At 72.0% G+C, this 24022-nt stretch carries 25 protein-coding genes; 10 read left to right on the forward strand and 15 right to left on the reverse strand.

From position 1 onward, the window contains the following. Positions 1-88 precede the first annotated feature (88 nt). The 3 genes from ACFZBU_RS05330 to ACFZBU_RS05340 are packed head-to-tail and all read right to left on the reverse strand — an operon-like array spanning position 89 to position 3677. Positions 89-1309: an ABC transporter permease gene (locus ACFZBU_RS05330; protein ID WP_391582136.1), complete on the reverse strand. Its 1221-nt coding sequence runs from the start codon at positions 1307-1309 to the stop codon at positions 89-91. Beyond that, on the reverse strand, positions 1306-2151 hold the full coding sequence (locus ACFZBU_RS05335; protein ID WP_391582137.1) for an ABC transporter ATP-binding protein: 846 nt from the start codon (positions 2149-2151) through the stop codon (positions 1306-1308). The genes ACFZBU_RS05330 and ACFZBU_RS05335 overlap by 4 nt, the downstream gene beginning before the upstream one ends. Then, positions 2148-3677 carry an efflux RND transporter periplasmic adaptor subunit gene (locus tag ACFZBU_RS05340; protein ID WP_391582138.1) on the reverse strand — a complete coding sequence of 510 codons (1530 nt, stop codon included), beginning with the start codon at positions 3675-3677 and terminating at the stop codon, positions 2148-2150. Before ACFZBU_RS05340 ends, ACFZBU_RS05335 begins: the two co-directional genes overlap by 4 nt. Before the next feature lie 291 nt (positions 3678-3968). On the opposite strand from ACFZBU_RS05340, the gene ACFZBU_RS05345 reads away from it, so the two are divergent. The 4 genes from ACFZBU_RS05345 (at position 3969) to ACFZBU_RS05360 (ending at position 7331) form a co-directional block, all read left to right on the forward strand. Continuing rightward, positions 3969-4586 carry a hypothetical protein gene (locus ACFZBU_RS05345; protein ID WP_391582139.1) on the forward strand — a complete coding sequence of 206 codons (618 nt, stop codon included), beginning with the start codon at positions 3969-3971 and terminating at the stop codon, positions 4584-4586. A gap of 287 nt (positions 4587-4873) precedes the next feature. After that, positions 4874-5650 (forward strand): VOC family protein, encoded by a 777-nt coding sequence (locus ACFZBU_RS05350; RefSeq protein ID WP_391582140.1) that lies wholly within the window; start codon positions 4874-4876, stop codon positions 5648-5650. A gap of 96 nt (positions 5651-5746) precedes the next feature. Further along, positions 5747-6433 (forward strand): TIGR00266 family protein, encoded by a 687-nt coding sequence (locus tag ACFZBU_RS05355; protein ID WP_391582141.1) that lies wholly within the window; start codon positions 5747-5749, stop codon positions 6431-6433. A gap of 136 nt (positions 6434-6569) precedes the next feature. Then, positions 6570-7331, forward strand: a complete 762-nt coding sequence (locus ACFZBU_RS05360) for an HAD family hydrolase (RefSeq protein ID WP_391582142.1) — start codon at positions 6570-6572, stop codon at positions 7329-7331. On the opposite strand, the gene ACFZBU_RS05365 is transcribed toward ACFZBU_RS05360, so the two are convergent. Then, positions 7297-7749 carry an RpiB/LacA/LacB family sugar-phosphate isomerase gene (locus ACFZBU_RS05365; protein WP_391582143.1) on the reverse strand — a complete coding sequence of 151 codons (453 nt, stop codon included), beginning with the start codon at positions 7747-7749 and terminating at the stop codon, positions 7297-7299. The two genes, ACFZBU_RS05360 and ACFZBU_RS05365, sit on opposite strands and share 35 nt — an antisense overlap. A gap of 52 nt (positions 7750-7801) precedes the next feature. On the opposite strand from ACFZBU_RS05365, the gene ACFZBU_RS05370 reads away from it, so the two are divergent. Together ACFZBU_RS05370 and ACFZBU_RS05375 are read left to right on the forward strand one after the other, a co-directional pair. Beyond that, on the forward strand, positions 7802-8662 hold the full coding sequence (locus ACFZBU_RS05370; protein ID WP_391582144.1) for a helix-turn-helix domain-containing protein: 861 nt from the start codon (positions 7802-7804) through the stop codon (positions 8660-8662). Positions 8663-8818: 156 nt separating this feature from the next. After that, the gene (locus tag ACFZBU_RS05375; protein WP_391582145.1) at positions 8819-9226 is read left to right on the forward strand and encodes a VOC family protein; all 408 of its coding nucleotides are present in this window, start codon (positions 8819-8821) and stop codon (positions 9224-9226) included. Between the two features lie 69 nt (positions 9227-9295). On the opposite strand, the gene ACFZBU_RS05380 is transcribed toward ACFZBU_RS05375, so the two are convergent. Next, complete coding sequence (locus tag ACFZBU_RS05380; protein WP_391582146.1) at positions 9296-10138, reverse strand: metallophosphoesterase; 843 nt, start codon at positions 10136-10138, stop codon at positions 9296-9298. Positions 10139-10275: 137 nt separating this feature from the next. Between ACFZBU_RS05380 and ACFZBU_RS05385 the strand changes: the two genes are divergently transcribed. Then, positions 10276-10749 (forward strand): GNAT family N-acetyltransferase, encoded by a 474-nt coding sequence (locus tag ACFZBU_RS05385; protein ID WP_391582147.1) that lies wholly within the window; start codon positions 10276-10278, stop codon positions 10747-10749. 177 nt (positions 10750-10926) lie between these two features. Here ACFZBU_RS05385 and ACFZBU_RS05390 read toward each other — a convergent pair whose 3' ends face one another. The 4 genes from ACFZBU_RS05390 to ACFZBU_RS05405 form a co-directional block, all read right to left on the reverse strand. After that, entirely contained in the window at positions 10927-12495 is a 1569-nt protein-coding gene (locus ACFZBU_RS05390) for an MFS transporter (RefSeq protein WP_391582148.1), read from the reverse strand. A gap of 120 nt (positions 12496-12615) precedes the next feature. After that, complete coding sequence (locus tag ACFZBU_RS05395; RefSeq protein WP_391582149.1) at positions 12616-13170, reverse strand: TetR/AcrR family transcriptional regulator; 555 nt, start codon at positions 13168-13170, stop codon at positions 12616-12618. 54 nt (positions 13171-13224) lie between these two features. Then, positions 13225-13746 (reverse strand): pyridoxamine 5'-phosphate oxidase family protein, encoded by a 522-nt coding sequence (locus ACFZBU_RS05400; RefSeq protein WP_391582150.1) that lies wholly within the window; start codon positions 13744-13746, stop codon positions 13225-13227. Between the two features lie 70 nt (positions 13747-13816). Further along, complete coding sequence (locus ACFZBU_RS05405) at positions 13817-14476, reverse strand: hypothetical protein (protein WP_391582151.1); 660 nt, start codon at positions 14474-14476, stop codon at positions 13817-13819. Between the two features lie 392 nt (positions 14477-14868). On the opposite strand from ACFZBU_RS05405, the gene ACFZBU_RS05410 reads away from it, so the two are divergent. Together ACFZBU_RS05410 and ACFZBU_RS05415 are read left to right on the forward strand one after the other, a co-directional pair. Then, positions 14869-15159, forward strand: coding sequence for a hypothetical protein (locus tag ACFZBU_RS05410; RefSeq protein ID WP_391582152.1), 291 nt, complete (start codon positions 14869-14871; stop codon positions 15157-15159). A gap of 32 nt (positions 15160-15191) precedes the next feature. After that, complete coding sequence (locus ACFZBU_RS05415) at positions 15192-16340, forward strand: epoxide hydrolase family protein (RefSeq protein ID WP_391582153.1); 1149 nt, start codon at positions 15192-15194, stop codon at positions 16338-16340. Positions 16341-16423: 83 nt separating this feature from the next. Here ACFZBU_RS05415 and ACFZBU_RS05420 read toward each other — a convergent pair whose 3' ends face one another. Together ACFZBU_RS05420 and ACFZBU_RS05425 are read right to left on the reverse strand one after the other, a co-directional pair. Next, complete coding sequence (locus ACFZBU_RS05420; RefSeq protein WP_391582154.1) at positions 16424-17491, reverse strand: hemolysin family protein; 1068 nt, start codon at positions 17489-17491, stop codon at positions 16424-16426. Continuing rightward, positions 17488-18915: a hemolysin family protein gene (locus tag ACFZBU_RS05425; RefSeq protein WP_391582155.1), complete on the reverse strand. Its 1428-nt coding sequence runs from the start codon at positions 18913-18915 to the stop codon at positions 17488-17490. The genes ACFZBU_RS05420 and ACFZBU_RS05425 overlap by 4 nt, the downstream gene beginning before the upstream one ends. 546 nt (positions 18916-19461) lie before the next feature. On the opposite strand from ACFZBU_RS05425, the gene ACFZBU_RS05430 reads away from it, so the two are divergent. Next, positions 19462-19665: a hypothetical protein gene (locus ACFZBU_RS05430; RefSeq protein WP_158695784.1), complete on the forward strand. Its 204-nt coding sequence runs from the start codon at positions 19462-19464 to the stop codon at positions 19663-19665. Between the two features lie 131 nt (positions 19666-19796). Here the strand turns inward: ACFZBU_RS05430 and ACFZBU_RS05435 are convergent, their stop codons facing one another. The 4 genes from ACFZBU_RS05435 to ACFZBU_RS05450 form a co-directional block, all read right to left on the reverse strand. Next, positions 19797-20447, reverse strand: a complete 651-nt coding sequence (locus tag ACFZBU_RS05435; protein WP_391582156.1) for a LuxR C-terminal-related transcriptional regulator — start codon at positions 20445-20447, stop codon at positions 19797-19799. Next, positions 20411-21724 carry a sensor histidine kinase gene (locus ACFZBU_RS05440; protein ID WP_391582157.1) on the reverse strand — a complete coding sequence of 438 codons (1314 nt, stop codon included), beginning with the start codon at positions 21722-21724 and terminating at the stop codon, positions 20411-20413. Before ACFZBU_RS05440 ends, ACFZBU_RS05435 begins: the two co-directional genes overlap by 37 nt. Before the next feature lie 147 nt (positions 21725-21871). After that, on the reverse strand, positions 21872-22612 hold the full coding sequence (locus tag ACFZBU_RS05445; RefSeq protein ID WP_391582158.1) for an alpha/beta fold hydrolase: 741 nt from the start codon (positions 22610-22612) through the stop codon (positions 21872-21874). A 162-nt stretch (positions 22613-22774) separates the two neighbouring features. Further along, the gene (locus ACFZBU_RS05450; RefSeq protein ID WP_391582159.1) at positions 22775-23914 is read right to left on the reverse strand and encodes a magnesium and cobalt transport protein CorA; all 1140 of its coding nucleotides are present in this window, start codon (positions 23912-23914) and stop codon (positions 22775-22777) included. Positions 23915-24022: the final 108 nt, after the last annotated feature.

A 24022-nucleotide genomic window follows, 5' to 3' on the forward strand; every position in this document is an offset into this window, starting at 1 on the left:
TCCTCCTGGACGCGGGAACGGCGGGGATCGTACGGGCTGTTCGTCGGGCCGGTCGGTTCGGTCCACGCGTACGGCCCGTTCGTGCGGCCTATTCGTGCCGCAGCGCCTCGATCGGCCGCAGCGCGGCGGCACGCGCGGCCGGGTAGCCGCCGAAGAACAGGCCGATGGCCACCGACACGGCGAACGATCCGACCACCGAACTCGGCACCACCACCGGCCTGATCCCGACCACCTCGAAGCGCGCCGCGAACAGCCCGGCGGCCACGCCCAGACCGCCGCCGAGGACGGACAGCAGGGTCGACTCGGCGAGGAACTGGCCCAGGATCGCGGCGCGCGGGGCGCCGATCGCCTTGCGGATGCCGATCTCGCGGGTGCGCTCGGCGACGGTCACCAGCATGATGTTGGTGATTCCGATCCCGCCCACGAGCAGTGAGATCGCCGCGACCGCCGCGAGCAGCACGGTGAAGGTCTTGTTGGTCTCGTCGTTGGCGCTCAGCAGCGACTGCTGGTTGGTGATCCGGAAGTCGCTCTGCGCGGAACCGGTGATCCGGTGCCGGTTGTTCAGGATCGAGGTGACCTCGTCCTGGGCGAGCACGGTGTCGGCGGAGGAGGTGGCCCGGACCGCGATCGAGGACAACGAGCCGTAGCCGGTCAGGCTGTCGCGCATCGTGGTCACCGGCAGCACGATCGTGTCGTCGGAGTCCCCGGCGCCGGTGCCGCCCTTGGTCTGCAATACGCCGGCGACCCGGAACGGGATGCCGGCGATCAGGATCTCCTTGTCGATCGGGTCCTCCGTGCCGAACACGTTCTCCACCGTGGTGCTGCCCAGGACGGCGACCTTGCGGCGGGCGCTCACGTCCTCGGTGCCGAACAGGGCGCCCCGGCCGAGGTCGTGGTTGGTGGTGGCGAACCAGTCCGGGGTGGTGCCGACGATCTGGGACACGGTCACCGACTGGCCGGCGTAGGTGATGCTCTGCGACGTGGTCTGCACCGGTGCGGCGGACCGCACGTGCGGGGCCGTGGCCTTGTCGACGAGCGCCCGGGCGTCGTCCGGGGTGAGGTCCTTGAGTGCGCCGCCCTGGCCGGCCGCGCCGAACCGGCCGCCACCGGCGGTGTGCGAGACGGTCAGCAGGTTGGTGCCCAGCCGCTGGATCGAGGCCTGGACGGACTTGGACGAGCCGTTGCCGACGGCGACCAGCAGGATCACCGCGCCGACGCCGATCAGTACGCCGAGCATGGTCAGCGCGGTGCGGATCTTGTTGGCGGCCAGACCCAGGACGGCGAAGCGCAGTACCTCGACGGGGTTCACCGGCGGGCTCCTTCGCCGGATGCGTCGGATGCGTCGGATGCGCCGAAAGCGCCGGACGGGACGGTTGTTGCGGGTGGGACGGTCGCGGCGGCCGGAACCGGTGGGGTCGGCGGCGGTGCGGACGCCGGTCCGGGCGGGCGGCGGTGGTCGGCGACCACCAGGCCGTCGACCAGGCGCAGGACCCGCTCGGCGCGCGCGGCCACCTCGTCCTCGTGGGTGATGATCACGATCGTGCGTCCGGCGCCGTGCAGTCGGTCCAGGATGCCGAGCACCTCGGCGGTGCTGTGGCTGTCCAGGTTCCCGGTCGGCTCGTCGGCCAGCAGCAGCGCCGGTGCGGTGACCAATGCCCGGGCCAGGGCGACGCGTTGCTGCTGGCCGCCGGAGAGTTCGTTGGGCGCGTGGTCGGTGCGGTCGGCCAGGCCGACCAGGTCGAGCGCGGCCAGGGCGCGGCGGCGGCGCTCCTTGGCCCGCACCCCGGCGTAGGAGAGCGGAAGTTCGACCTGGGCGAGCGCGCTGGTGCGCGGGATCAGGTTGAACGACTGGAAGACGAAGCCGATCCGGCGATTGCGGACCAGCGCGAGTTGGTGCTCGTCCAGCCGGCCGACGTCCAGGCCGTCCAGCAGGTAGCGGCCCGCGGTGGGTACGTCCAGGCAGCCGAGCACGTTCATCAGGGTCGACTTGCCCGAACCCGAACTGCCCATGATGGCGACGTATTCGCCGCTCTCGATGGTCAGGTCGACGCCGCGCAGCGCGTGTACCGAGGCGGCGCCGTGCCCGTACGACTTGGTCACCGCGCGCACGTCGATCACCGGTGCGGGTCGGCCCGCGTCCGGCCCGGTCATCGCGAGCCGCCGCGCGGGACGCCGCCGCCGGATCCGCCGGTGGTGTTGCCGCCGAGCGCGCCGCCGCCGGGGAAGTTGCCGATGCCCGGGGCGGGCAGGCCGCCGCCCGCCGTGCCGCCTCGGGTGGATTGGCCGGAGCGTCCCGACGTGGAGCCGGCGCCACCGGTCGCGGCGACGGTGCCGATCACGATCTCGTCGCCCTCGGCCAGACCGGAGACGATCTGGGTGGTCTGGTCGCCGACCACGCCCGCGGTCACCGTGCGGCGCTGCTCGACGCCGTCGACCAGGACCCGGACCGAGGCCGTCGCGCCCGTGCCGGAGACCGCCGCCGAGGGCACCTGCAACGTGTTGTCGGCCTCGGCGACGACCACCGAGATGTTCGCGGTCTGTCCGGTGCGCAGCGCGGAGACGTCGCCCTCCAGCGCGATCGTCGCGCCGTACTTGACCGAACCCGAGGTCGAGCCGCTGTCCGGCAGCGGGTTCACGCCGACCACCTTGGCATTGAGTCGGATCGCGGAGTTCACGTTGAGCGTCACGGTGGCCGGCTGCCCGGCCTTGACCTTGGCGGCGTCGGCCTCCGGGAAGGACACCCGGGTCTCCATGCCGGTCGGGTTGGCGATCACCACGAAGCCGGTCACGGCGGTGCTCGACGACGACGTGGACGAGCCTCCCTGGCCGCCGCCGGTGCCGCCGCTGCCGCCGGACCCGCTTGCGGAGGTGGTCGCGGAGACGGTGTCGCCGACCTTGCCGGACACCGATGCCACGATGCCGGCCGAGGGTGCCTTGAGCACACAGCCGTCCAGGGCCCGCTGGGCGTCGGCGAGTTTGTTGTTCGCCGTGATCAGGGCCGACTCGGCCTGGCTCACCGCTGCCGCGTCCACCGTCGTGCTCGGCGACGGGGTGGCCGTCGGGGTCTTGGTGACGGTGACGGTGACGGTCGGGTGCGGCTGGGTGACGGGGGGCGACGTGGTCCGGGGCGGCGCCGTCGTGGACGTGGCGGTGGGCACAGCGTCGGTGCCGCTGCCTCCGCTCGTGGCGCCGCCGCCGGTCGAGCCGCGCAGGACCGTGTTCTGGGCGTCCGCGCCCTGATTGCCGCCGCCACTGCCGTTGCCGCCGCCGCCGTTCTGCTGGACCGGAGTGCCCGCCCGGGCCTTGGTCAGGTTCGCCTGGGCCACCGTGACGGCCGCCTTCGCCGCGGCGAGGGCCTCCTGTGCCTGGGTCGGGTCGATCTGCGCGAGGACCTGGCCGGCGGTGACGGTGTCGCCGACCTTGACCGCGACGGTGGTGACCTTGCCGGCGGCGGTGAAGCCGACGCCGACATCCGAGGGGGAGGTCAACGACCCGGACGCGGACACCGTGGCCAGCACCGTGCCCTTGGTCACCTTGCCGGTGCGCGTCCGGCCGGCGCGGGACGATCCGCCGCCGTCGTCCACGGCCGCGTAGGCGAAGCCGGCGCCGGTCACCATCGCGGTGGCCAGGGCCAGGTTGATCAGGACCGACTTCCGTCGCAGTCGTACACGCCTCATGGCCGCACAGCCTGGTCCGGGCACGTCCCCGAAGGCTGTCCGGCACCTGGGAGTTGCCTGGGAGCGCGGAAGCGGCCCGGGGTCCGCGGCCACCGGTCGGACCCGCCGAAACCGAGTCCGATCGTGACATGTCGCGTGCCGACGCGGGCGGAGCGGCGCCCGATCCGGGGCGGGGCTCCCAGGGAACTCCCAGGCGGCGCGCGGGCGACGACCACCCCGCCGTGCTTGAGTCCGGGGAGGATGGGCGGTGCGTCGTCCGACGCCGACCCCGAGGCTCGTGGGAAGGACGTCATGACGAGGTACCCGGCTCGACCGGCGTGGACCCCATCGGTGCTGCCGGTCGCCGCCTCGGCACTCGTGTTGTCGCTGGCCGGATGTGGGGGGAGCGGCGGCGACACGGGCACGAGTGCCTCGGCCCCGTCGAGCGCGGCGAGCGGTGGTGGGGACGCCGGCAAGGCGTACACCGACTGCCTGCGCGCGAACGGGGTCGAGGTACCCACTGGCCGACCGGACGGCGGCACCCGTCCCCCGGGCGCGGGCCGCCCGTCCGGTCGTCCGTCGGCGCGCCCGAGTCGACCGGCCGGCGAACGCCCCACCGGGTTCCCGAGCGGGCGGCCCGATCCGCGCTCGACCGATCCGGCGTACCGCAAGGCCGAGGAGACGTGCGCGAAGCTGCGGCCCTCGCGGGGGCCGGGCGGCGGCACGGACCGCCCCCGGCGCGGCGGCAACTCCGCGGAGGCGTTCGCGGGTTGCCTGCAGGACCATCGGGTGGAGTTGCCGGCGGGTGGGGCCGCCGCGCTGGACCGGTCCGATCCGAAGGTCGTCGAGGCGCTGAAGATCTGCGAGGCCCTCCTGCCCTCGACTCCGGCGGCACCCACGGGCGCGCCCACGGCGGCGCCGACGACGTAGGGGGAGGCTGCCCGTTCCCCCGCGCCCCTGTCCCGCGTCGCCCGCCGGTCCGGCCGCGTCGCGTGGGGGCCCGAGGGCGGGTTCGTGCGGTTGCTCGGGTCGGTGCGAGCCGCGGGTTCCACCGGCAGTGTCAATTGCGGCAAACAGGGCATTCGGTAAGGCCGTGTGCGAGGTGCCGGATGGTGCCCGGCCGGGGAGCGATGAGTTCTTCGGCCGGGTCCGGTCCACCTCTGTACCGGCGATACCGCGCTCCGCACCGCGATCGACCCACTGGAGAGTGACCAGTCATGCTCACGACCGATTTCGCCCCCGGCGCCCCGCTCTGGATCGACCTCGGGGTGCCCGACCTCCCGGCGGCCGGCGCGTTCTACGGCGACCTGTTCGGGTGGGATCTGGAGATCACCGGTCCCGAGACCGGCGGCTACGGGATCCTGCGCAAGGACGGCAAGAGCGTTGCCGCCTTCGCACCGCTGATGGACCGGAGCGCATCCCCGGCGTGGTCCGTGTACTTCCACGCCCCGAACATCGACGCCACCACCAAGGCGGTCGAGCAGGCCGGCGGTCGGGTGCTGCTCCCGCCGATGGACGTGATGGACATGGGCCGGATGGCCGGCTACGCCGACTCCACCGGTGTGAGCTTCATGGCGTGGCAGCAGGGCACGAACAAGGGCCTGGAACTGGTCCAGGACGTCGGCGCGCTGTGTTGGACCGAGCTGTACACCGCCGACCGGGTCGCCGCCACCGGCTTCTACCACTCGGTGTTCGGCTGGAACTACCAGGACTTCCCCTCGCCCGCCGGCATCTACAGCCTCGCCTACCCGGGCGAGGACGTGGACGCCATGCACGGCGGCGTGATGGAGGTCGACCCCGGGCAGACCGCCCCGCAATGGCAGATCTACATCGGCGTCGACGACTGCGACGCGTCGTTCGCCCGGGCGATCGAGCTGGGCGCGACCGAGCTGATGGCGCCGTACGACATCCCGGACGTCGGCCGGATCGCGATGCTGAACGACCCCTTCGGCGCACGCTTCGCGATCATCAAGGGCATTCCGCCGGCCGAGTAGACGGCGGCCGAGGCGCCGACCCGATCGGGTGACGGGAGTCGTCCGGTCGGGTCGTTCCGGTCGGTGCGCCGGGCCGGCGCGTGGCACGTTCGCGGGATGAGAGTCGAAGTCAGACACGGTCCCGCGTTCGCCGCCGCCCGCTGCCGGCTCGATCCGGGCGAAGCGATGCGGGCCGAGTCCGGCGCGATGATGGCGCACAGCGCGGGCGTGGAGATCTCCGCCAAGGTCGAGGGCGGCATCATCCGCGGACTCAAGCGCAGCGTGCTCGGCGGCGAGTCGTTCTTCCAGACCACGTTCACCGCACCCGCCCAGGGAGGCTGGGTCGACGTGGCCGCCGCGCTGCCCGGCGACATCGCCAACGTGACGCTCACCCCCGAGGTGCCCGAGTTCCTGCTGACCCGCAGCACCTGGTTGGCCAACTCCGCCGACGTGCGGATCGACACCCGCTGGGGCGGGCTGCGCAACCTGGTCGGCGGCGAGGGCGGCTTCCTGGTGCACGCGTCCGGCCGGGGCGAGGTGATCATGGGCTGCTACGGCGCGCTGGACGTGCTGGACCTGGAGGCGGGGGAGCAGGTCGTGGTCGACACCGGCCACGTGGTCGCCTACGCACCCACGATCACCTTCGCCACCCGCCGGGCCGCGCGCGGGCGGACCATCGCCTCGGTCACCTCCGGCGAGGGCCTGGTCTTCGACTTCACCGGCCCGGGCCGGGTACTTGTGCAAACCCGCAACCCGTCCGCGTTCGCCGAGTTCGTCACGAGCCTGCCGGGCGTACGCAGCTGACCCGCCGAGCCCCGAGCGTCGTCCCGACGGTGCCCCTCGCTCGGCCGGGCGGCGCGCCTCGGGGCAGTCCCCGCATCGTCCACCGGCGCCGCCCGGGAAGGAGTAGGCCCGACCCCTTCCGGGGATCCACGTGATCATGACCCTTCGCGCCCTGGCCCTCGACTTCGGCGACACCCTGGCCGTTCCCGGGCCCAATCCGGACGGCCGCACGGTCCTGGAGGTGCTGCGCACGATGCCGGGCACCGACGTGCCGGACACCTTCGTCGCCGCCTTCGACCACGTGCACCGCATTACCCGCGAGGGCGACCGGGTCCGGGACACGCACACCTCGTTCGCGGACGAGATCCGGCACGCCGCGGCCCTGTGCGGGGCGCGCATCCCGGACCCGGAGGCGGTCGCCGAACCGGTCTTCGAGCGGGTCCCCGATTCGCGGGTCATCCGCCGGGCCGCCGAGGCGCTGCTGCGCATCCGCGAGCGCCGCGACCTGGTGTGCGTGCTCGCCTGCGACACCCAGCGTCCCGAGTCGGTGCGCCGACGGACCCTGGCCGAGGCGGGCATCGAGGCGTGCTTCGACGCCGTCGTCCTGTCCTGCGCGATCGGCCTGCGCAAACCGCATCCGCACTTCTACGCCGAGGTCGAACGCGCGTGCGGCGGCATTGCCCGCGAGCAGATCATGTTCGTCGGCAACACCCCGACGAAGGACGCCACCGGACCGCACGTCTACGGCATGCAGGCGGTGCTGATCGCGCCCGCCGGACGTCCCGCGGGCCTGGCCGAGGCGATCGGGGTGATCGACCACTTCGCCGACCTCCCCGACTACCTCGATCGAGCCGCCGCGGGCCGAGCGGACCCCGGGATCCGGTTCAGCCGCGGATCTCCGCCACACGCTCGACGTTGAGCACGTCGGCGATGTCCCGGCTCTCGGCGGTGTCGAACCAGGCGTCCAGGATCTCGATCAGCACCGGCCCGGAGGTCAGCCGCAGGCTCAGCGCGAGCACGTTGGCGTGGTTCCAGCGCCGGGCACCGGCCGCGGTGGCCGCGTCCGTGCACAGCGCCGCCCGGATCCCGTCCACCTTGTTCGCCGCGATCGAGGCGCCCGTACCGGTCCAGCAACACACGATCGCCTGGTCGGCCCGACCCGCCGTCACCTCCCGCGAGGCAGCCGCACTCACCGGCGCCCAGTCGTCGGCGAACTCCGGTCGGTGCTCGGGGTCGAAGGCGCCGAACGGCAGCACCTCGTGACCGCGCTTGCGCAGTTCGTCGGCGAGGTAGACGCCACAGCCCTTGATCTGGTCGGCCGAGATCGCGATGCGCATCGGACACTCCTTGGTCGGTGCATTGTCGGTGCCGGGTGTGAGACTGGAAAGCATGGTCCCCACGGACACTCTGCACGTGACCCGACACACCTCCGCGCTCGGGTCGATGGAGACGGTGACAGGGCCCCCGCATCCCGCGCTCGCGTCGCTGATCGACGCCTACCGCGGCTACGACGAGCACACCCTCGCACCGCTGCGCCGCCGCGAGCCGGCGACCGGGTCGATCACCCTCATCATCGGCTTCGCACCGGTGCGGGTGTGGTCCCCACGCGAGCCCGGATACGGGCCGGGCACCACCAGTTCGTTCGTGGCCGGCCTGCACGACGGGCCCGCGCTCGTCGAGCACGACGGCCACCAGGCCGGCATCCAGCTCGACCTCACCCCGCTCGGCGCGTACACGCTGCTCGGCCTTCCGCTCGCGGAGATCGCCGACCGGGTCGTGCATCTCGACGACCTGCCCGGGTGGGACGTGGGCGCGCTGGTGGACCGGTTGCGGTCCGCGCCCGACTGGCCCGCGCGGTTCGCCCACCTGGACGAGATCCTGCTGCGCCGCCGCGAGCGCGGCCCCGTGCCGCTGCCCGAGGTGGTCCGCTGCTGGGAGCTGATGGCGGCGAGCGCGGGCCGGGTCGAGATCGCCGCACTCGCCCGGGAGACCGGCTGGAGCCGGCGCCACCTCGGAGCGCGCTTTCGGGAGACGCTCGGCCTGCCGCCCAAGACGGTGGCCCGGGTGTTGCGCTTTCGGCACGCGATCGAACTGCTCGACGGGGCACCGCGGAGCCGGGCGCAGATCGCCACCGAAGCGGGCTACTACGACCAGGCGCACTTCAACCGCGACTTCAAGGTGCTCGCGGGGTGCACGCCCGGTGCCTATCTGGCCGCCCGGATGCCCGCCGGCGGCGGCCTCGCGGGCTGACCGGCCGGCCCGCGCCGATCGTTCCCGTTTATCCAATACCGCGCGGGGTCACTCGCCGGAAGCTGGAATCGTCCACCCGGCAGGCATCGGAAGCAGCGCACCGCATCCGGTGATGTCCGGCGGCATTCGGCACCATCCGGCATCAAGGAGTGCACCATGAGCGACAAGACCCTCGTCTCCGACCTGATCCCGACGCTGCGCTACAACGACGCGACCGCCGCGATCGCCTTCCTGGAGAACGCCTTCGGAATGAGCGCGGTCATGGTGGTTCCCGGCGACGACGACATCGTCGCGCACGCGGAGCTGACGTTCGGCAACAGCATGGTCATGCTCGGCACCAACCTGCCCGAGGGCTGCGGCGACCAACTGCGTTGGCCGGTCGGCGGCGCGTCCCTCTACGGCATCCTCGACGGCGATGTGGACGCGCACTGCGCCCGCGCGGTGGCGGCGGGCGCGACCGTGGTGCGCGAGCCGAAGGACGAGGACTACGGCGGCCGCGGCTACACCGTGCGCGACCCGGAGGGCAACCTGTGGAGCTTCGGGACGTACCGCCCGACGGTCTGACCCGATCCGTTCGCGCGGTTCGGCCGGGGGTCCGAGCGGCGACGCGGGGCGCCGCTCGGACCGCGCCGATCAGCCCTCGTGCGCGGCGAGGTAGCGGTCCACCTTGGCCCGCTCGTAGGCGTACACCGGCTCGATCGGGCCGACCGGCACGAAGGTCGCCGTCGCGCAGTCCTCGTACAGGTCCACCCGGGTGTAGCCGACGCCCGCCACCCCCTGGTAGGTGCCCGCCGGCGGGAACACGTCGGCGCGGTAGGCGACGGCCGGGGCCGCCCACACCGGCACTCCGGCCAGCACTCCGCAGGTGGCGTGGTGGTTGTGGCCGGTCAGCACGATCCGCACATCGGTGCCGGCGATCACCGCGCCCAGCCGGGCCGGGTCGCGCAGCGAGAGTCGTTCCAGGAACGCCAGCGGCGTGGGGATCGGCGGGTGATGCAGGCCGAGCACCGTGCCGCCGGCCGCCGGCGTGGCCAACTCGGCGCGCAGCCACTGCAACTGATCCTCGGTCAGGTCGCCGGAGTGGCTGCCGGGCGTGGTGCTGTCCAGCATGATCACCCGTACCTCGCCGGCCGTGTGCACGAAGTCGTGCGGTCCGGTGGAGGCGGGCACGCCCAACAGCCCCTCGCGAAACGCCGCGCGGTCGTCGTGGTTGCCCATCCCGTACAGCGCCGGCGCGCCGATCCGCGGTCCGGCCTCGGCCAGCAGCTCCCGCAGTCGCCGATAGGCCCGCGGGTCGCCGGTGTCCGCGAGGTCGCCGGTGAACAGCAGGGCGGCGGGTGCCAGATCGGCCGCCTCCACCGCCGCGAGCGCCTGGCGCAGCTGTTCGGCGGTGTCCAGCCGGTCGAGCAGCAGCTCACCCTCCGGGACCAGGTGCACGTCGCTGAACTGGACCAGCGTGTGGCGCGGGATACGCACGGCAATCCTCCTGCGGGCAGGGTGACGCGACACGTGTCACCCGGGGGCACAGTCCATCGCCGATAGGCGACAAGGTCAAGCATTTCCCCCGACGACCTGCCGACGACCTGCTCGAACGCACGAGCTAGCGTTTTCCCGTGGAGATCAAGACTCTGGGGTACGACCACCCCGACGTGCGCAAACTGGTCGCGGATGTGCAGCAGGAGTACGTGGAGCGTTACGGCGACCCCGACGAGTCGGCGGTCGACCCGGCCGACTTCCTGCCGCCGGAGGGCCTCTTCTGCGTGGCCTACCGGGACGGCGCCCCGGTCGCCAGCGGCGGCTGGCGGGCCCGCGGCAGTGCGGACGACCCGGGCCTGCGGGCGGGCGACGCCGAGCTCAAGCGCATGTACGTGGTGCCGCACGCGCGCGGACGCGGCCTGTCCCGGGTGATGCTCGCGCACCTGGAGGAGGCCGCCCGTGCGGCCGGCCGACTGCGCCTGGTCCTGGAGACCGGCGACAAGCAGCCCGAGGCGATCGCGCTGTACCGCTCGTGCGGCTACGAACCGATCCCCGGGTTCGGCTACTACAAGGACCACGAGAGCAGCATGTGCTTCGCCAAGGTGCTCTGAGCGGCACTCCCAGGACGCGGCCGGGCCGGGCGACGCGCCCTTCGACACGACCCGACCCCGAGGTCTGCTTCGCGGATCTCTCGCGCACGGCCTGCTCCGCACGTCGAGGGCCCGGCGACGGGACCGATCCCGCCGCCGGACCCCTGATCGGCCGGCCCGACGTCCGCCGGGCGGGCTCTAGTGCTCGACGTCCGACTCGGCCGTGCGCGCGCCGCGCAGCATGAACCAGGCCGCGACGGCCGCCGCGAGCAGTACCGCGGCGCCCGCGCCGGCCGCGATCCGCAGCCCCTCCAGGAACGCGTCGTTCGCCGAGTGGGTGAGGTCCGTCGCGGCCTGGCCGTGGACCGTCCCGGCCGCCTCCGCGGCGCCCGCGAGCGACTCGCGGGCATCGGAGGCCGCGTCCGCGGAGACGCCCTCGGGGATCGTCACGTGGCCCCGGTAGATCCCGGTGACCACCGAACCCAGCAGCGCGATGCCCAGCGCCGCGCCCAACTCGTACGCGGTCTCCGAGACCGCCGAGGCCGCGCCCGCGTTCTCCTTCGGCGCGCTGCCCAGGATCAGGTCGGCGGTGACGGTGAACGAGAAGCCCGCGCCGACACCGACCAGGAGCAGCACACCGCCCAGGTAGAGGTACGGCGTGTCCTCGGACAGCACGGTCAGCGCGCCCAGGGCGAGACCGATCGCGGTCAGACCGCTCGTCACCACCACGCGCGGGGTCAACCGGCGTGCGGCCAGGCCCGCGAGCAGACCCGAGACGATCGCCCCGGCCGTGGCCGGCAGTTCGGCCAGGCCGGCCTGCAACGGGCTGCGGCCCTGGACCAGTTGCAGGAACTGGGACAGGAAGAAGATCAGCCCGGACATGCCGAGCACGGTGAGCAGGTCGGCGAGCACCGAGCCGCTGAACGCCCGGTTGCGGAACAATCGCATGTCCAGGAGCGGTACCGGCAGCGACAACTGGCGGCGGCCGAACCAGGCCAGGGCGCCCACGCCGATCACCAGCGCCGCCCACACGTCCCAGCGCAGCAGACCGTGTGTGGCGGCCTCCTTGATCGCGTAGACGGTGGCGATCATGCCGACCAGCGACAGCGCCGCGCTGAGCATGTCCCACGGACCCGGGTTCGGATTGCGCGACTCCGGCAACATCTTGACGCCGACCACGATCAGCACCGCCATCACCGGCAGATTGATCAGGAAGACCGAGCCCCACCAGAAGTGTTCGAGCAGGAAGCCGCCGACCACCGGGCCGAACGCGGCGCCGGCCATCGACATCGCGCCCCACACACCGATCGCGAAACTGCGCTCGCGGGCGTCCGGGAAGATGTTGCGCACCAGCGCGAGCGTGGACGGCATCAGCGACGCACCGGCCACGCCCATCGCGACGCGGGCCGCGATCAGCGCCTCGGCGCTGGGCGCGTAGGCGGCCACCACGGACAGCGCGCCGAACGCGGCCGAGCCCCAGAGCAGCAGCTTCTTGCGGCCGATCCGGTCGCCCAGGGTGCCGGCGGTGACCAGCAGACCGGCGATGACGAACGAGTAGACGTCGCCGATCCACAACAGCTGGGTGCCGGTCGGTTCGAGGTCCTCGCTGAGGAAGGGGATCGCCAGGCCGAGCACCGTGGCGTCGATCGCCACGAGCAGCACCGACAGCGTCAGTACACCCAGGGCGATCCAACGGCCCGGCGCACCCTTTGCGGAGTCGCCGGTGCCGGTATGAACGGGAGTCGAGGAGGTCGTGCCACTTGCCATGATCAGGATTCCAAGCAAAGAGACGGATCGGCTGTGCGGATCAGCCGGGGAGTCGCGGTGGGACGGTGCCGGGGCGGCGGCGTGGGCGTGCGGCGGCGGCCGATTCGTGCCGAAGCCGGATCAGCCGGGCGGGCGGCGGGCGGCGCCGCCCAGGAGGAGTTCGGCCACCGAGCGGGCCGCGTCACGGCCGGCGAGCCGGCCCTCGTGGACCGCCCAGCCGGCGGCGGCGACGAACGAGAACAGCGCCTCGGAGACCCACTGCGCGGTGAGGTCCACCCGCATCGAGCCGTTCTCCTGGCCGCGCCGGACCGCGGCGGCGACCTGCTCGTCCATCACGCTCCAGGCCTGCTCCAGGCCCGGATCGCCGACCAGTGAGCTCTCCCCGTACAGGAACGCCAGATATTCGGCGCACGGCATGAGGCGGTCCACCAGTGCGCGCAGCACCGCGGGGACGTCCTCGCCGGCGGTCAGGTCGGCGGCGTCGATCGCGCGGCCGATCTGCGCCGAGGCCTGCGCACCGAGCGCGGCGATCAGCGCCGGCCGGCCCGGGAACATCCGGTGCAGCGTGGCGCGGCTGATCCCGGCGGCTCGGGCGATCTCGTCCATGGACGATGCGGGTCGCCGGAGCAGCAGGGTGACGGCGGCGCGCAGCACGTGCTCGTTGTCGGTGGGCATGGATCAACTCTAGCCCGAATGAGACAATCGTGTCTCATGATTTACCGGATGGATTCAGTTGGAACCCTGTGGCGTCAGCTCCGGTCGCGGCTCCTGCCAGGTCAGCACCGGCTCGGCGGCCCCGCCCTTGAGCGCCGCACCGGGAAAGATCCGCAGCCGCCACGGCGACAGGCGCATCACCGCGAAGCCCGGCGACAGGGGGTCCTCCCAGCCGGGCACCCCCGTTCCGGCCGGGTCGTAGCCCAGCGGCTCGGGGGTGTCCCGGAACAGGTTCCACACCCGCTCGCGGATCTCCGGCTCGAAGAGCAGATCCGCGCGGCACTCGGCCACGCACGTGTCGTGCGAGGGCGACCAGTAGTTGCACGACACGAACGGATTGCGGGCGATGTGCGCGCGCTTGGTCGCGGTGGGCGCGGTGGCCACCCAACCGGTCAATCGCCCGTGTTCCCACACCCAGTACGGGTGCAGGATCCGGGTCCGCGGCCGACCCGCACTGTCCACGGTGGCGATCGAGGCCCACACGATCGAGTGCGCCATGGCGATGAAGGCCGGGGCCGCGGTTTCCAGATCGGTCATGGCGGCAACCCCTGTCTCGTGCTGACGTCCCGGTACCTCACCACCCATACTGTCGTGAACGCGCGCGACCCTAAAGGCCCGGCGGGAAGTCGTACGAGGCCGGCGGCTTGATCCGGACCTTGTCGCCCTGGAACATCACCGAGATCTGATCGTGCGGACGCAGTTCGATCCGGGCCGGATCGCCGCCGACCAACGTGCCGTTCAGGTAGGTGCGGTAGGTGTGCGTGGCGTCCGGGGTGAGGGCGCCCAGGTGGGTCTCGTCGAAGCGCACGTTCCACATGGCGAACAACTGACCCAGTACGAAGCGGGCGTTCGCGTCGTGGCTCTCCACGTGCAACACACCGCTGTCGTCGTGCGTGTGCAGATCGGCCAGCAGCCCCGTTCGCTTGTCGATGCCGATGTCGGGCGCGACATCGACCCGGTCGAGGCCGACGAAGATGTCCAGGTGCACGTGGAAGTGCTGGAGGGCACCCTCCATCGTGTCCAGCTTCAGACCCGCGTCGGCACCGCGCCGGGCGCTGTCCTCGGGGACCGGCCAGGGCGGCAACTCGGCGTTGGTCGCCGCCTTCGGGTGCGGCAGCGGCCCCTGTGGGGCGCCGCGCTCGGGCGACACGGCGGGCCCGGCGCCGGGCGGGGGCTCGTGGGCGGACACGGGCGTGCCGGCGGCGAGTGAACTCAGGGTCAGGAGCGCGGCTGCGACGCCGACCCCGCTGCGGAGGTGACGGTTCATCGGGTGCCTTCCGGAGGCGGACGAAATGAACAACCTGCCGGTCCGCCGGGCCGGACGAAAGCCGACCGGGCACTTCGGCGCGGACTTCACCCATACGGAGCACGCACGCCCCCGGCGGGACCGGATCGGGATCCGCCCGGGACCGGCCGGCGTTTCGCCGGGAGGGGGCCGCGCCTCGCGGGAAGGGGGCCGCGCCTTGCGGGAAGGGGGCCGCGCCTTGCGGGACGGAGCCGCGAAGTCTCCTGACCCGGCCGCGCTTTGCCGGGATCCGGGCCGCGCCTCGCCCGGCAACCGCGTCGCGCATTGCCGGGACTGAGCCGCGCTTCGCCGGGCAGACATGGGGCGACCCACCCGCGGGTGGTCCGTCGGGTGTTCCTAGGGGGCCGGAACCAGTGATACGCACCAGCGGCCGGAAGCGCCACGTCGAGAACGAACGCCCCTGGTTCACCAAACAGCGGTGGATCCTGCTCCTGCTCGTGCTCCTGCCGCCGATCGGGGCGCTGTTGATGTGGATGGTCACCCGATGGACGCCGATGACCAAAATCGTGCTGTCCGTGGTGGCGGCGCTCTGGTGCGGGGCCCTGGTGATCGGGTTGAGTACCAACCCGGAGACGCACGACAGGAGCCCCGATCCGGTCGCACCGATCGTCGACGACGGTCGGGGCCCGCAATCGTCTCCGTGACCCGATCCCCGCCACGGAGGAGTTGCCGGTCCATGCCCGACCCGTCGCACATCACGCCCTTTCGGATCGACATACCCGACGCCGACCTGGTGGACCTGCGGGAGCGCCTGGCGCGCACCCGCTGGCCCGAGGCCGAACCGGTGGACGACTGGTCCCAGGGCATCCCGCTGGCCTACACACGCGAGTTGGCCGAGTACTGGCGGACCACCTACGACTGGCGCAAAACCGAGGCGCGGCTGAACGGCCATGCCCACTTCAAGGCCGAAATCGACGGCCTGGGGGTGCACTTCCTGCACGCGCCCTCACCGCATCCGGATGCGCTGCCGCTGATCCTCACCCACGGCTGGCCCGGGTCGATCGTCGAATTCATGGACGTGATCGGCCCGTTGACCGACCCCACCGCACACGGCGGGGACGCGGCCGACGCGTTCCACGTGGTGCTGCCCTCGCTGCCCGGATACGGCTTCAGCGACCGGCCGGCCGAGACCGGGTGGGGGATCGACCGGATCGCCCGGGCCTGGGCCGCGCTGATGGCCGACCTGGGCTACTCGCGCTACGGCGCGCAGGGCGGCGACTGGGGGTCGATGGTCACCGCGTCGATCGGTCGGCAGGATCCCGAACACGTGCTCGGCATCCACCTCAACATGCCGGTGGCGATGCCGGACGCGGAGGCGATGAAGGATCCGACGCCGGCCGAACAGCAGGCGCTGGCCGACCTGGGCACACACTCCGAGTGGGGCGCGGGCTACAGCAAGATCCAGTCCACCCGGCCGCAGACGCTCGGCTACGGCCTGGCCGACTCGCCGGTCGGCCAACTGGCCTGGATCGTGGAGAAGTTCCAGCAGTGGACCGACTGCGAGGGCCACCCGGAGAACGCGCTGTCCCGCGATCACATGCTGGACAACGTGATGCTGTACTGGCTCACCGGCACGGCCGCGTCCTCGGCCCGGTTGTACTGGGAGAGCTACCGCAGCCCCGACCTGTCCGAGGTCGGGGTCCCGACCGGCTGCTCGATCTTCCCGCACGAGATCATCCGCTCCTCGCGCCGCTGGGCGGCAGGCCGCTTCACCGATCTCCGCTACTGGAACGAACTCGACCGCGGCGGCCACTTCGCCGCCTTCGAACAACCGGAAGCCTTCGTCGAGGAGGTCCGTCGCTTCTTCCGCCTGATCCGCGACTGAGCCGGGCGGCCCGGGCGGCGGTGGGCGCGTCGGGTGGAAGGTCCCGTCCGCCGGGGGCGGGCGGGACCTTCCCGACTCGAGCTCTATGCCGCCCTTGCGCCCAGGACGCTGCCGAGGAGGTCGTCCAGGCCGACCAGGCCCAGCAGCGTGCCGTCGGCGGCGTGTACCAGGGCCAGCGATGCCCGGCGTTCCTGGAGGGCGGCCACGGCGCGCTGGATCGGGGTGTCCACGCCCAGGGTGAGCACCGACGTGGCCAACTCGCCGGCGGTGTTGCCCGAGCTCTGGGTGCGCGACGTGAGCACCTTGCGGATGTGCACGACGCCGAACAGCGTGCCGTCCTCGCTGCGCACCAGCAGCCGGTTGCGGCCGTTGCGCCGGGACATCGCGACGATCTCGTCCGGCCCCGCGTCGGCCGGCACCGAGTCGATCTCGGCGGTCGGCACGACCAGTCGGGCCAGCGGCTCGGTGTGCGTGCGCAGCGTGCCGGAGAGCACATCGTGCGACGAACCGTCGATCAGGCCGAGCCGACGGGATTCGCCGACCAGCCGGCGCAGCCCCTCCGCGTCCTTGGGATGGGACAACTCGTCCTTGGGGTCCACCCCGGCGAGCCGCAGGATCGCGTTGCTGACCCCGTTCATCGCCAGCAACAGAGGCCGCACCACCCGGGTGTAGCCGCGGAAGGACGGCGCGAGCACGAGCGCGACCTTCTCGGGGCCGGCGATCGCCCACGACTTGGGCGCCATCTCGCCCAGCACCATGTGCAGGATCACCACGACCACGAGCGCGATCGTGAACGCCACCGCGTGTCCGGCCGCGGCCGGCATGCCGACCGCGTCGAACAGCGGGTCCAGCATGGTCGCGATGGCCGGCTCGGAGACGATGCCCAGGCCCAGCGAACACATGGTGATGCCCAGTTGGGCACCGGCCAGCATCAGCGACAGCTCGCGCACGCCGGCCAGGGCCGACTTCGCGCCGCGTTTGCGCTCGGCGACCAGCGCCTCCAGGCGATGCCGGCGTGCGGCCACCATCGCGAATTCGGCGGCCACGAAGAACGCGTTGCCCACGAGCAGCGCGATCGTGACGGCCAGTGCCGGCCACAGGCCCAGCTCCAGCGAGCCCAGGCCGCCACCGGAGGCCAGGGACGGGGTCATGCGGTCACCTCTGTGGTGCGCTTGGAGCGCCCCTCGGCGCTCCATTCGGAAGCATTCCGGGGGAACGAGGGGGCCGAGGTCAGCACGCGGATCCGGACCAGCGCCGGCACGTGCCGCTCGACTTCCAGCACCTCGATCTCGGTGTAGCGGATCGGTTCGTCGTCCTCGTCGGCCGCGCGCCCGGCGCGTACCTCGTCGGGGTCGGGCACCCTGATCCGGTCGCCCACCTCGGGCAACCGGCCGAGGTGGGCGATGACCAGGCCGCCCAGCGTGTCGTACGGGCCGTCCGGCAACTCCGCGCCGACGATCCGCTCGGCCTCGTCCACGCGCAGCCCCGCGTCCAGCCGCCACCAGCCGTCCTCGGGCTCGGTGTCGACGGGGTCCTCGTCGTCGCTCTCGTCGGCGATCTCGCCGACCAGCTCCTCGGCCACGTCCTCGTAGGTGACGATCCCGGCCAGGCCGCCGTGCTCGTCCAGGACGACCGCGAACTCCTCGTGCGCGGCCCGCAGCTGTTCCAGCAGCGAGGCCAGCCCGGCGGTGTCCGGAACGAGCAGCGCGGGGCGCGCGATGGACCCGGCGGTCACGTGCGCGGCGTCCTCGGGCGCCACCTCCAGGAGGCAGGCCACCCCGACCACGCCCAGTACGTCGTCCACCCGCTCGCCGACCACCGGATAGTGCGAGTGGCCGCACTCGGCGACCAGCTCGATCAGTTCGGCGGCGGTGGTCTCGGCCCGCACCCGGACCACGTCCGGACGCGGCACCATCACCTGGTCCACGGTCAGGTCGCCGAAGGCGATCGCGCGGCGCAGGATCCCGGACAGCGCGGGGTCCAGGTCGCCGTCCCGGCCGGCCTCGTCGACGATGTGCGCGAGTTCCTCGGTGGTGGCGCCGCCGTGCAGTTCCTCGACCGGTTCGATGCCGATCGCGCGCACGATGCGGTTGGCCAGCGTGTCGAAGAGGCGGATCAGGGGGCCGGCGACCTTGAGATAGACCAGCGTGGGCCGCCCCAGCAGGATCGCCACCCGCTCGGGCTCGGCGATGCCCCAGTTCTTGGGGACCAGCTCACCGAGCACCATCTGGATCGCGGTGGCCACCGCGAAGCCGAGGATCAGCGAGATCACCGGGACCGCGCCGCCGGGTACGGCGATCAGGTCCAGGAGGGGGGAGATCACCGCGGCGAGCGCGGGTTCGGCGATGAAGCCGACCAACAGGGCCGTCACGGTGATGCCCAGTTGGGCACCGGACAGCATGAACGAAAGTCGCCCCATCACGGTCATCGCCCGGGCCGCCGCCTTGTCGCCGGATTCGGCACGGCGGCGCAGCAGGCTCCGATCGGCCGCCACGTAGGCGAACTCCTGGGCGACGAAGAAACCGGTACCGAGGGTCAGCACGACGATCGCGGCTATGCCCAGAGCCGCGGTCATGAGACCGCCTCCCGGACATCGCGGCTTCGATCACAGTCTCGGGAGGGACCGGTACTAGGGGGGTCCGTCTCTTGGGCGGACACGCACGCTCCTTGCTCAACGGGCAATTCGGGGTCAAAACACTTACCTCGCCGAACGTATCATCGTGCGCGCTTGTTCCCCGGGCCCGGGCGCGGAAGCGTGCGAAGGGCGTCGGATTCGAACCGGTAGCAAAAGATGCTTGGCTTTGTGCCCCGCGTCATGACAATCTGTGCTTCCTCGAACACCGTGTGGTGATCAGGCTCGTCGAACACGTGCATCCCGCGTGCTGCGGCGAGGGGAGTACGGACGCACTGCGCCTCCTGCCGCAGGCGTTGCGAAGTTCATCCGTACGGGGGAGCGACCCGCGCCTTCCCGTCCGGAAGATTGGTACCGGGAACCTGCACCGCCGCAATGACGTTGACAACATCAGACGGGGGCAGCGTGTACGACAGCAGCCCTGATCCGGCCGACGCCGGCTCGCCCGAGGTGCCCGCATCGGACCTCCCAGCGCGCGAGAAGGAGACCATGCCTCGCACACTCGACGACTACGCCGTGTCGCTCGCCGCTTTGAAGGCCTACGACATCACCGGCGTTCGTCCACGCGACCTTCGCCGCTTCCGCGATTTCGGAGAACTGCCCGACGGCGTGCCCGAGGCCGTCGTACTGCGTGCCCAGCGCATCGTGGAGGAGGAGCGGGACCGGTTGTTGCGGCTGACCACCGGCTCGTGAACACCCCCGCGGCGACCCGGCCCGGTCGGCCGTCGTGAGAGCGATCCCACTCGGCCGCTCGCGTGGTCGGTGGTCTCGCCCGGTCGCATCGTCGGGAGGACACCTGCCGGTGGTCCGGTCGGCTTCGGCGTTCAGTTGCTCCCGTTGAGGTAGGCCAGCACCGCGAGCACGCGCCGATTCGTCTCGTCCGACGTGTCGATCGACAACTTCGCGAAGATGTTCGTGGTGTGCTTGCTCACCGCACCCTCCGAGACGAACAGCCGACCCGCGATGGCCGCGTTCGAACAACCCTCGGCCATCAGCTCCAGCACCTCGCGCTCCCGCGGCGTCAGCTGCGCCAGCGGTTTGTCCCGCACGTTGCGGGCGAGCAGTTTCGAGATCACCTCGGGGTCCATCGCGGTGCCCCCCGCCGCGACCCGGCGGACCGCGTCCACGAACTCGTCCGTGTCGAACACCCGATCCTTGAGCAGGTAGCCGACCGCGCCGGTGCCGTCGGCGAGCAACTCGCGGGCGTACAACTGCTCGACGTACTGCGACAACACCAGGATCGGCAGCCCCGGAACGCGCCGACGGGCCTCCAGGGCGGCCTGGAGGCCCTCGTCGGTGAAGGTGGGCGGCAGCCGGACGTCGACGACCGCGACGTCCGGCTTGTGTTCCACCAGGGCTCGGAGCAATTCCGGACCGTTGTCCACGGCGGCGACGATCTCGAAGCCGTGGGCCTGGAGCAGGCGGACGAGCCCGTCCCTCAGGAGGGCGAGGTCTTCCGCGAGGACAAGTCGCACGGCAGCTCCATGATCACAGTCGTCGGGCCGCCCGCGGGGGAGTGCAGGGCGAGCGTTCCGTCGAATGTATCGAGTCGCCGCTCGATGCCGCGCAGACCCGTGCCCTTCGCCAGATCGGCACCGCCGACGCCGTCGTCGGTGACGGTGATCCGCAACTTGCCGTCCACGTAGGTCAGATCGATCTCGACGTGCTGTCCGCCGGAGTGCTTGGCCGCGTTGGTGAGCACCTCGGTGACCGCGAAGTAGGCCGCGGACTCCAGCGGGAGTTCCGGCCGGGCGGGCAGCGTGACGTTGACGTTGACGTCGAGCGGGCTCTCCAGGGCCACCGCGCGCACCGCGTCGCCCAGACCGCGGTCGGAGAGCACCGGCGGGTGGATGCCGCGGACCAGGTCGCGCAGTTCGTGCAGGGCCTTGGCGGAGGCCGCGCGGGTCTCGGCGAGCAGCGTGCGGGCCGCCTCCGGGTCGGTGCTCAGCAGCGCCTCCGCCGCGCCCAGGTTCATCCCCATCGCGACCAGGCGGGCCTGTGCGCCGTCGTGCAGGTCGCGCTCGATCCGACGCAGCTCGGCCGCCGAGGCGTCCACGGCGTCGGTCCGGCTCTCGGTCAGGTGCTGCACCCGCAGCGCCAACTCGGCCTCCTTGGTGGGGGCGAGCAGGGACCGGTTCCACAGCGCGTTGACCCGGGCGAACCACGGGGCCAGGGCCAGGCCGGCGATCATCTGGGCCAGGCCCCACGGCACCGCGAGACCGGCCCGCTGCGAGCTGTCCACCTTGATGAACGTGTACCACTGCGGGTCGACGTGGCGGTAGGCCACCTCCCACAGGAAGGGCATCAGCGCGCCGTGCAGGCCGTTCACGATCAGCATCATCGGGAAGCAGGCGAGCAGCAGGCTCGACGGCAGGTAGAGCAGCGCCCAGAGCAGGTCCCGCCAGGTCGCGCCCTCGGTGATCGTCTGCCGGGTGCGCTGCCACAGCCCGGTCACGCCCTTGCCCGGCGGCAGCCGCCGGTAGGGCGTCGCGATCGGCACGCCGGCCCACGAGCGCATCGCGGTGCGGGTCAGGTTGGCGGTGGCGCGCAACAGCAGCATCAGGGGAAGGAAGAACAGCAGGCCGACGCCGATCGGCACGAGCGCCAGGAACACGACGCAGGTGATGAACAGCGCGAGGGTCGGTACGGAGAGGAAGACCAGGATGAACCCACGCCAGGCGGACAACAGCGCCCGACCGAGCCGCCAACCCGTCGCCGGTGGATCGGCGCTGTGCGGCGTGAGCGTGCTCATAGGGGTCCTCCCGTGGATGTTGCGTGCACTGCCGGTGGTTGCACCAGTGTGTCGGGCGACGACCGTGCAGGTCACTGGGGAGGCACCCCGCGCGGGGGTGGGGCTGGGCCCACCCCCGCATACCGGTTGGCCGGCGTCGGCCGCCGCTCAGGAGGCGATGGTCGCCAACAACCGGGCGAGTTCCTCGGGACGGGAGAACATCGGCCAGTGGCCGGTCGGCAGGCCGTGCACGCTCCGCTGCTCGGCCAGTGCGAACTCGGCCATGAACGGGTGCCCCTGCGCGATCATGGCCTCGACCTGCTCGGCCGGGAACAGGCACGTGATCATGTGCGCGGGCACCTTGAGCCGGGCCGGATCGCCGACCCGCTCCGCACTGGCCGCGACCGCGTACGGCTGCGCCACCGCGCGGGTGCGCAGCATCTCCAGATCGGCCGGGCCGAGCCCGTCGAGCATCTCGGCGGCGCTCGTCGGATCCCAGGGGTAGGTGTATCGGCCGTCGCCGCGCTCGGCCACCTCGGCCTCGATCCGGGCGCGCTCGGCGGGCTCGGTCAGGTCCAGGAGCGAGACGCCCTCGGCCACCGGGCCGGAATCCACGTAGACGATCCGGGCGATGCGTTCCGGGATCCGCCCCAGCGCCTCGTAGGCGGTGAACGCGCCGCCGGAGTGGGCGGCCAGGACCACGTCGGTGAGGTCGCGCGAGGTGATCTCCTCGACCAGGGCGTCGGTCTGGGTCGCGAGGTCGATTCCGGTGGCGTCGGCGGCCTCGTCGGCCAGCCCCGGCAGCGTCACCGCGAGCACGTCGTGGCCGGCGGCGCGCAGCGGTTCGACGACCCGATCCCACGCCCAAGCGCCGAGCCAGTAGCCGGGAACGAGAACGATGTGCGCCATGGGAATGCTCCTCGGGTGATGATTCGTGTGCGTCCTTGCATCTCCGATCCTGGACCGGATACCTGACAGAACGCGACAGGTTTGAGCGCGGGTCGGGCCCGGCCGGCGGTGTGCCGGCGGGTCGCGCGCTCGCCGGTTGCGCCCGTGTCGGGCCCGGCGGGCTCAGAGCCAGTTGCGGCGCTTGAAGACGACGTAGAGCACCACGCAGACCAGGACCATCAGGCCGACCGCGAAGGGGTAGCCGAGGGTCCAGTGCAGCTCGGGCATGTCGTCGAAGTTCATCCCGTAGACGGTGCCGATCAGGGTCGGCGCGAACAGGATGGCGGCGTACGCGGAGATCTTCTTGACCTCCTCGTTCTGCGCGTTGCTGGCCGCGGTGAGCTGTTTCATCTCCTCGTTCTGGGCCTGGGTCACCACGATCGCGTTGACCCGCATGATGCCTTCGAGCAGCTGGCGGAAGCCGGCCACGCGTTCCACCGCGATCGTCGCGTGGTCCTGGACGTCGCGCAGGTAGCGGCGCAGTTCCTGGTCCACGTGGTACTTGTCGAAGCCGGTGGACAGGTCGGTGAGCATGAGCAGGAGCGGCCGGGTCGCGCGCTGGAACTCGATCACCTCGCGGGAGAGTTCGTAGATCCGCCGGGAGACGTTCGGGGCGCCGAGGAAGGCCTCCGCCTCGATCTCGTCGATGTCGTTCTGCAGGCCGCCGACGACCGGGGCGTAGGCGTCCACGACGCTGTCCAGGATCGCGTACAGCACCGCCTCCGGGCCCTGGCGCAGGAGTTCGGGCCGGTCCTCGGCCCAGCGGCGGACCGCGGAGAGGTCGGGGGACTCGGAGTGGCGCACGGTGACCACGAAGTTGGCGCCGAGGAAGACGTGCAGCTCGCCGAAGTCGACCTCCTCGACGTCGTCGAGGTAGCGGGCCGCGCGCAGCACCACGAACAGGGTTTCGCCGTAGCGTTCGAGCTTGGGGCGCTGGTGGGCCACGATCGCGTCCTCGATGGCGAGCGCGTGCAGGTCGAACTCGTCGGCTGCGGAGAGGAGTTGGCTCTCTGAGGGGCGGTAGAGCCCGATCCAGGCCATCGCGCCGGGGCGGGCGTGCAGTTCGCGGTAGGTGTCGGCGAGCGTGCTCGGCGAGGCGACCCGTGCCCCGTCCACGTAGATCGCCGCGTCGATCAGGCTGTGCTCGACGGGCGGCGGCTCCGGGGAGTCCGCCGCCCGCGGATCCATCGAACGCTCGGGTGGTTCGGAGGGTTCGATCGCACCGTGCCTGCGGGCGCGGAAGGGCAGACGCCGATCGGGCATGCGGGGCTCCGAGACACTGGGCGGCGAAGAGCACGGACGTGACGACGGGCCGGTCGCGCCGGAAAATCGCGACCGACCCGACCATCGTATTGTCCATTTTTCCGCACA

This window comes from Embleya sp. NPDC008237 (genome assembly GCF_042956465.1).
Classification (GTDB): Bacteria; Actinomycetota; Actinomycetes; order Streptomycetales; family Streptomycetaceae; genus Embleya.